Origin of the sequence: Chelativorans xinjiangensis, assembly GCF_009812055.1 — a bacterium.
Classification (GTDB): Bacteria; Pseudomonadota; Alphaproteobacteria; order Rhizobiales; family Rhizobiaceae; genus Chelativorans; species Chelativorans xinjiangense.
Window position 1 is genome coordinate 21114 of record NZ_WQNH01000051.1, and the last position, 6762, is coordinate 27875.

The following is a 6762-nucleotide window of genomic DNA, read 5'->3' on the forward strand; positions in this document are numbered from 1 at the left end:
GCCCTACGGCTTAAGCGAGCTTTTCCTTGAAGAACTCCACCGTCCGCTGCCACGCCAAATCCGCCGCCTCCTTGTCGTAGCGGGCCTCGGAGGTGTCGTTGTTGAAGGCGTGGTTCACCCCTTCGTACATGTGGATGGTGTGTTCCGCGCCGGCCGCCTCGAGCGCCTCGCGATATTCCTCGATGCCGGCGTTGATGCGCTCGTCGAGACCGGCGTAGTGGAGGAGCAGCGGTGCGTTGATGTTCTGCACGTCCTCCGGGTCGGGCTGCGCCCCGTAATAGGCAACCGCCGCGTCGAGCGAAGGCGCGTTGACGGCGAGGCTGTTCACCGTGCCGCCGCCCCAGCAGAAGCCGACGGCACCCACGTTGCCGTTCGTCTCCTCGTGCCCTTCCAGGAATTCGATGGTGGCAACGCCGTTGGCGACCGTCTGCTCCGGATCGAGCTGGCCGAACATCGACCGCGCCTCGTCCTCGTCTTCCGGCGTGCCGCCGAGGGGCGACAGGAAGTCCGGCGCCAGCGCCACGAAACCCTCCAATGCCATGCGCCGCGCCACATCCTGGATATGTGCGTTGAGACCGCGGTTCTCGTGGATGACGACGACCGCCGGCAGCGGCCCTTCCTGCTCGGCCGGGCGTACGAGATAGCCCCGCATCTCGCCCGTGCTCCCCGGATAGGTGATCTCCTCGATCCTCAGCCGCTCGTCGTCTTCGGCGATCATGGCGGCGCGGGCTGAGTTGGCTGCCAGCATCGGCGCAATCGCCGCCGCGGCCGCGCTCGAACCGGCGAGCTTCGTGAGCTTTTCCATGAAGCCGCGGCGGTCGAGGCTGAGGTGGGTGTACTCGTCGTAGGCGTCGATCATCGCCTGGGTGATCTTCGGTGTGGACATAGCCATGCTCTCTTCCTGGGACAGTTGCGTTTTCCCCCTCGGGCCGTCACGCCCTGAGCGAGAATAGGAAGCGGTTTCCGGCCGGTCCACTCAAGGCTGCGTGAAGTGCCGGGCTGCGTGAAGTGCCGCACAGACCTTGGCCTTGCCGTGACGAACCGGTACAAAAGGAAAACGCTTGGCCTCCCAGGCCCGAATCACCATATGCGGTGCCCAATGTCAGGTTCTCCGGACGATCTGCCGTTCTTCGGCGATGATGAAGCCCCACGCTCCCCATCCGCCGCGCCGCGCGCGGGCGGCATTGCCGCGCGCGCCATGGCCGCCCGCCAGGGCGCGGCCGCGCCCTATCTCGAAGGGCTGAACCCGGAGCAGCGCCTGGCCGTCGAGACCACCGAAGGTCCCGTGCTCGTGCTGGCGGGCGCCGGTACCGGCAAGACGCGGGTGCTGACGACACGCATCGCCCACATCCTGGCGACCGGCCGTGCCTACCCTTCGCAGATCCTCGCCGTGACTTTCACCAACAAGGCGGCGCGCGAGATGAAGGCGCGTATCGGCGTGTTGGTCGGCCAGGCGATCGAGGGCATGTCGTGGCTCGGCACGTTCCACTCGATCGGCGTGAAGCTGCTGCGCCGCCACGCCGAGCTCGCCGGCCTCAAATCCTCCTTCACCATCCTCGACACCGACGACCAGATCAGGCTCCTGAAGCAGCTCATCCAGGCCGAGGGCCTGGACGACAAGCGCTGGCCGGCGCGCCAGTTCGCGCAGATGATCGACGGCTGGAAGAACAAGGGGCTGGTCCCGCAGGACATTTCCGAGGGCGATGCCCGCGCTTTCGCGAACGGCAAGGGCCGGGAACTTTATGCCGCGTATCAGGAGCGGCTGAAGACGTTGAACGCGGTGGATTTCGGCGACCTGCTTCTGCATCCGATCCGCCTCTTCCGCGAAAATCCCGACGTGCTCAGGGAGTACCACGCCAAGTTCAAATACATCCTGGTGGACGAGTATCAGGACACGAACACGGCGCAGTATATGTGGCTGAGACTCCTGGCGCAGCGGCCGCAGGCAAGGCCTGGCGGCCGACCATCTGGTGTGCCTACGCACGTCCAAGTTCGTGACCCGGCTTCGGGAGAGGTGCACGATCTTCCGGCCGAAGGCCGAGGCGGCGACCGCCGCCCGCCCGACTTTTCGGGCGCGCCCGCGCAGGCCAGCGACCCCGGACTTGATCCGGGGGAGCGCTCAGCCGTGAGCAAAGATAAACCCACACAACAAATCAACATTTGTTGCGTCGGCGACGACGACCAGTCGATCTACGGCTGGCGCGGCGCCGAGGTGGACAACATCCTGCGCTTCGAGAAGGATTTTCCGGGTGCCACCGTCATCCGGCTTGAGCGCAACTACCGCTCCACCGCCCATATCCTGGGCGCCGCCTCCCATCTCATCGCCCATAACGAAGGCCGGCTCGGCAAGACGCTTTTCACCGATGCCGCCGATCCGGACGACCCCAAGGTCAAGGTCCACGCCGCCTGGGATTCGGAAGAAGAGGCGCGCGCCCTCGGCGAGGAGATCGAGGCTCTCCAGGCCAAGGACCACGCACTCAACGACATGGCCATCCTCGTGCGCGCTTCCTTCCAGATGCGCGAGTTCGAGGATCGTTTCGTCACCCTCGGCCTCAATTACCGTGTCATCGGCGGCCCGCGCTTCTACGAGCGGATGGAGATCCGCGACGCGCTCGCCTATTTCCGTGTCGTCGCGCAAGGCGCCGACGACCTCGCCTTCGAGCGCATCGTCAACGTGCCGAAGCGGGGCTTGGGCGAAGCCGCCGTGCGCCAGATCCATGATGTCGCGCGCATGCGCGGCGCGCCGCTCCTGCAAGCTGCGCGCGACCTCGTCGGCACCGAGGAGATGAAGCCCAAGCCGCGCGCCGCCCTGCGCAACCTCGTGGAAAGCTTCGAGCGCTGGCAGGGCATGCTGGAGCGCACGCCGCATACGGAGTTGGCCGAGCTGATCCTGGAAGAATCAGGCTACACCGACATGTGGAAGAACGACCGTTCCGCCGAAGCGCCGGGGCGTCTGGAGAACCTGAAGGAGCTCATCCGCTCCATGGAGGAATACGAGAGCCTGCGCGGCTTCCTGGAGCATGTGGCGCTGGTCATGGACGCCGAGCGCGACGAGGAGCTAGACGCCGTCAGCCTGATGACGCTGCATTCGGCCAAGGGGCTGGAGTTCGACACCGTCTTCCTGCCCGGCTGGGAAGAGGGCCTCTTCCCCCATCAGCGCGCGCTCGACGAGGGCGGGCGCTCGGGCCTTGAGGAGGAGCGGCGGCTTGCCTATGTCGGCCTGACGCGCGCCAAGAAGAACCTGCACGTCTGGTTCACCTCCAACCGCCGCATCCACGGCCTGTGGCAATCCACCATCCCCTCGCGCTTCCTCGATGAATTGCCCGAGGCGCATGTCGAGGTGGCCGAGGACGGCGGCGCCTATGGCGGTTACGGACGGCCGCTGGGCGGCAGGCAGCCGGGCCGGCCCAATCCCTACGGCCCCTCGCGCTTCGACGAGGCGGCGGAGGTCTTCTCCAATTCCTACGCCACCCCGGGCTGGCAGCGCGCCCAGAAAAACCGCACGGACGCCACGGCCCGCAACTGGGGCACGCGCTCCGGCCATCAGGTGGAGCGCATCGGCTACGGCGAGACGGATTCGGGCTATGGCGCGGGGCGTGGCTCGGTCAAGGGCCGCACCATCGAGGGCGAACTGGTGGCCAAGTCGGTCGCCGATGGCCCCTCGGCCTTCAAGGTGGGCGACCGTGTCTTCCACCTGAAGTTCGGCAACGGCAATGTTGCGGCAATAGACGGCAACAAGCTCACCATCGATTTCGACAAGGCGGGCCAGAAACGCGTTCTGGACGGCTTCGTCGAGCGGGCGTGACTCTACGCATCGTGCTTTCGCCCACACAGGGCGTTTATGACGATCACATACCTATTTGAAATATACGTACTTGCCGTCGGCGTTCTTCTCGCGCTTCAGCACGCCGCTGTTTGCGTAGCGCGACAGCGGCCCGGAGAAGGCGTTGGATTTATAGCGGGTGCCGACTTCTTCTTCGCATTTCTTCACGATATCGCCGATGGTGCGCTTTTGACTGAAGAAATCGCTGGAAATCAATCTCGACAGCGCGGCAACGGCACCGCTGGCGCTGGGGGCGGTCGTGCGTGCCCGCGGACCGGCACCCGAGGCGCCAGCCGCCGCTTCGCGCCTGCCGGCCCGACCGGGCCCGGCGGCGTAGGAACTACCAGGTGTCTCCAAGAACCGCTCGCTGCCGGCCTGGTTGAATAAAAGCTCCACGATCCGGAGCTGGACAGCTTCCGACTCGAATTTGTTGATGGTTTCTGAAAGTTCAGCAAGCTGACGCTTCAGTTCGTGGAAGTTCTTATTCATTTAATTGCCCCTGCTCGATACCGCGCTGCCAGGGCGCAGAAAAGCCCTTGGCATTTGGCTATATAAGTAGGATGAAAGTCAATACACGCACTACGCGAGTATACTTCTAGATGGGGTTGCACATAAGCTTCGCCCGCCCGCGCGGATCAAATCCTGCGGCATATGATATCTGCGGCGGCTTTTTCTTCCCGCGAGCGGTCGCCGCTTGCGACAGTTTGCATCTTCCTTCCCCTCGGTATCGAGACTATTCTTCATCCATGAAGACGGCACCCGCCAATCTTCCGGCCTTTTTCAAGCTTGGCGCTCTTGCCATGCTCCTAGCGGCGCTAGCTGGTCTCGGGCTTGCGATGTGGATAGAGAACGGCGCGGCGATTTTTATTTCCCTGGCTGAGGCCGGCCTTGCCTGGTGTCTCTGATCTCCTTCAATGGTGAATTTCCATGATGCGCTACATTCTTGTCGGCATTCTCGTCCTCATGGTTCTTGCAGTCGGGCTGCTCACGTTCCAGTGGTACCGCGATAGGAACGCGGCGGTCGCCTTCGGCGCCCCCTTCGAACTTGTCGACCAGAATGGCGAGCCGATCACCGAAGCCGCGTTCGAAGGCAACCCGACAGCGATCTTCTTCGGCTTCACCCATTGCCCCGACGTCTGCCCCACCACGCTGTTCGAGATGGACGGCTGGCTTGAGCAACTGGGCGAGGACGGCGAGGAATTGGGGGCCTATTTCGTCACCGTCGACCCCGAGCGCGATACACCGGAGATCATGAAGAATTATCTGGAAAACTTTTCCAGCCGCATCACCGGCATCACCGGCGAGCCCGGGAAAGTGATGGAGATGGTCAAGTCCTTCCGCATCTATGCGAAGAAGGTCGAGCTGGAGGACGGCGACTACACCATGGACCACACGGCCTCTGTCATGTTGCTTGGCCGCGACGGCGACTTTTTCGGCACCATTTCCTACCAGGAGAACCCGGAGACAGCTATCGCCAAGCTGCGCCGGCTGGTAAAGGAAGGCTGACCAGCCCCACCTTCTTCAAGGCCAATGCCCCAGACCCGTCTCTACCTCCAGGCGCCGCAGGCGCTTGCAACCCGCATCTACGATCTTTTCGACCGCGCATTCGAGGATGACGGACTGGCGCTCGCCATCACGGAGATCGATGAGGCGCAAGGCCTGCACGAGGTCTCCGTCTATGCGATGGAGGATGCCGACGGCATGAAAGCGCGCATGGGCGCGGCCCTCGGCGCGTTGCCCTCCTTTCCGGAGATCGCTACGGAGGAACTCCCGCAGACCGACTGGGTGGCCCATGCGCTGGAGGGCCTGCATGCGGTGCGGGCCGGCCGCTTCTTCATCCACGGCGCCCACGAACGCGGCGGCGCGCGGCCAGGCGAGATCGCCATCGAGATCGAGGCAGGCCTTGCCTTCGGGACCGGCCACCACGGCACGACGGCGGGCTGTCTGGAGATGATCGGCCGCGTCATGAACCGCGAGCGCCCCAGGAACGCGCTGGACCTCGGCACCGGCAGCGCCGTCCTGGCCATCGCCATCGCCAGGCTCAGGCGCATTCCGGTGCTGGCCACCGACATCGACGCCACGGCCACGCGTGTGGCGCGTGCCAATGTGCGGCTGAATGACGCCGCCGCCTGGGTCCATGCCGTCACCGCGCCCGGCTTCCATCATCGCCTGTTTGCCGAAAGACGGCCTTTCGACCTGATTGTCGCCAACATCCTCGCCCGCCCGCTGATGCGGCTGGCGCCCGATATGGCGCATCATCTGGCACCGGGCGGCTCGCTCATCCTGTCGGGCATTCTGGATCGCCAGCGCCGTGCCGTCATCGCCGCCTATGTCGGCCAGGGCTTCCGCCACGTCGCCACGATCCACCGCGAAGGCTGGGCCACGCTCCACATGAAGCGCTGAAAAGAAAAAGGCGGCCGCAGTGGCTGCAGCCGCCATTTTTAAAAGCCCCGAGCGAAAATCTCAGTACATATAGGCTGTGCCCTTGCGGCGCAGTTCTTCACGGCTGTAGCCGTGCGCCTTCAACGTCTCGTCGTCGAGCATCAGGAGCGCGCCGTTGACATAGCGGCTCACCTGCCGTTCGCGGGCGGCAACCAACGCATCCACCGCGTTACGAAAAAATCCACGCTTTGCACCATGTGCCATGTGAAGTCTCCTTCTCACAATCGAAAGTTCGTCCTCCACGCTTCGAAAGGTAAGCATTGCTGACCCGATCAACCAGCGCTCATTGCGCATGCCAGCCATTCGATTTTTGCATGTGCGAAGGATATGCTGCGCCGCAACATCAATAAGATTGAAATCCCTCTCTGCCGCATTGCCCGCGCCCGCACCGGCGGTTAGGGTCGCAGCCTCTAGAGTATCCGTGTTGGTCAAGGAAGGGCAGGCGTCCATTTTCGGCTGTCTCTGAGCAGGGCGTTTGCGAGCAGGACGAGCTTTCG

General features: G+C 64.0%; 7 protein-coding genes. 4 read left to right on the forward strand and 3 right to left on the reverse strand.

The features are described 5' to 3' along the window. Positions 1 to 10 precede the first annotated feature (10 nt). Positions 11 to 886, reverse strand: coding sequence for a dienelactone hydrolase family protein (locus GM910_RS22955; protein WP_159592035.1), 876 nt, complete (start codon positions 884 to 886; stop codon positions 11 to 13). Positions 887 to 1099: 213 nt separating this feature from the next. Between GM910_RS22955 and GM910_RS22960 the strand changes: the two genes are divergently transcribed. Further along, entirely contained in the window at positions 1100 to 3805 is a 2706-nt protein-coding gene (locus GM910_RS22960; RefSeq protein WP_159592017.1) for an ATP-dependent helicase, read from the forward strand. Between the two features lie 51 nt (positions 3806 to 3856). On the opposite strand, the gene GM910_RS22965 is transcribed toward GM910_RS22960, so the two are convergent. Continuing rightward, positions 3857 to 4312: a hypothetical protein gene (locus GM910_RS22965; RefSeq protein WP_159592020.1), complete on the reverse strand. Its 456-nt coding sequence runs from the start codon at positions 4310 to 4312 to the stop codon at positions 3857 to 3859. 257 nt (positions 4313 to 4569) lie between these two features. Between GM910_RS22965 and GM910_RS27020 the strand changes: the two genes are divergently transcribed. The 3 genes from GM910_RS27020 to GM910_RS22975 are packed head-to-tail and all read left to right on the forward strand — an operon-like array spanning position 4570 to position 6226. After that, the gene (locus GM910_RS27020) at positions 4570 to 4728 is read left to right on the forward strand and encodes a hypothetical protein (protein ID WP_201285581.1); all 159 of its coding nucleotides are present in this window, start codon (positions 4570 to 4572) and stop codon (positions 4726 to 4728) included. Positions 4729 to 4750: 22 nt separating this feature from the next. Further along, the gene (locus GM910_RS22970; RefSeq protein ID WP_159592023.1) at positions 4751 to 5329 is read left to right on the forward strand and encodes an SCO family protein; all 579 of its coding nucleotides are present in this window, start codon (positions 4751 to 4753) and stop codon (positions 5327 to 5329) included. A gap of 24 nt (positions 5330 to 5353) precedes the next feature. Further along, positions 5354 to 6226 (forward strand): 50S ribosomal protein L11 methyltransferase, encoded by an 873-nt coding sequence (locus GM910_RS22975; RefSeq protein WP_159592026.1) that lies wholly within the window; start codon positions 5354 to 5356, stop codon positions 6224 to 6226. A gap of 60 nt (positions 6227 to 6286) precedes the next feature. On the opposite strand, the gene GM910_RS27880 is transcribed toward GM910_RS22975, so the two are convergent. Beyond that, a partial coding sequence (locus tag GM910_RS27880; protein ID WP_425482719.1) for a hypothetical protein occupies positions 6287 to 6762 on the reverse strand: 476 nt, incomplete at its 5' end.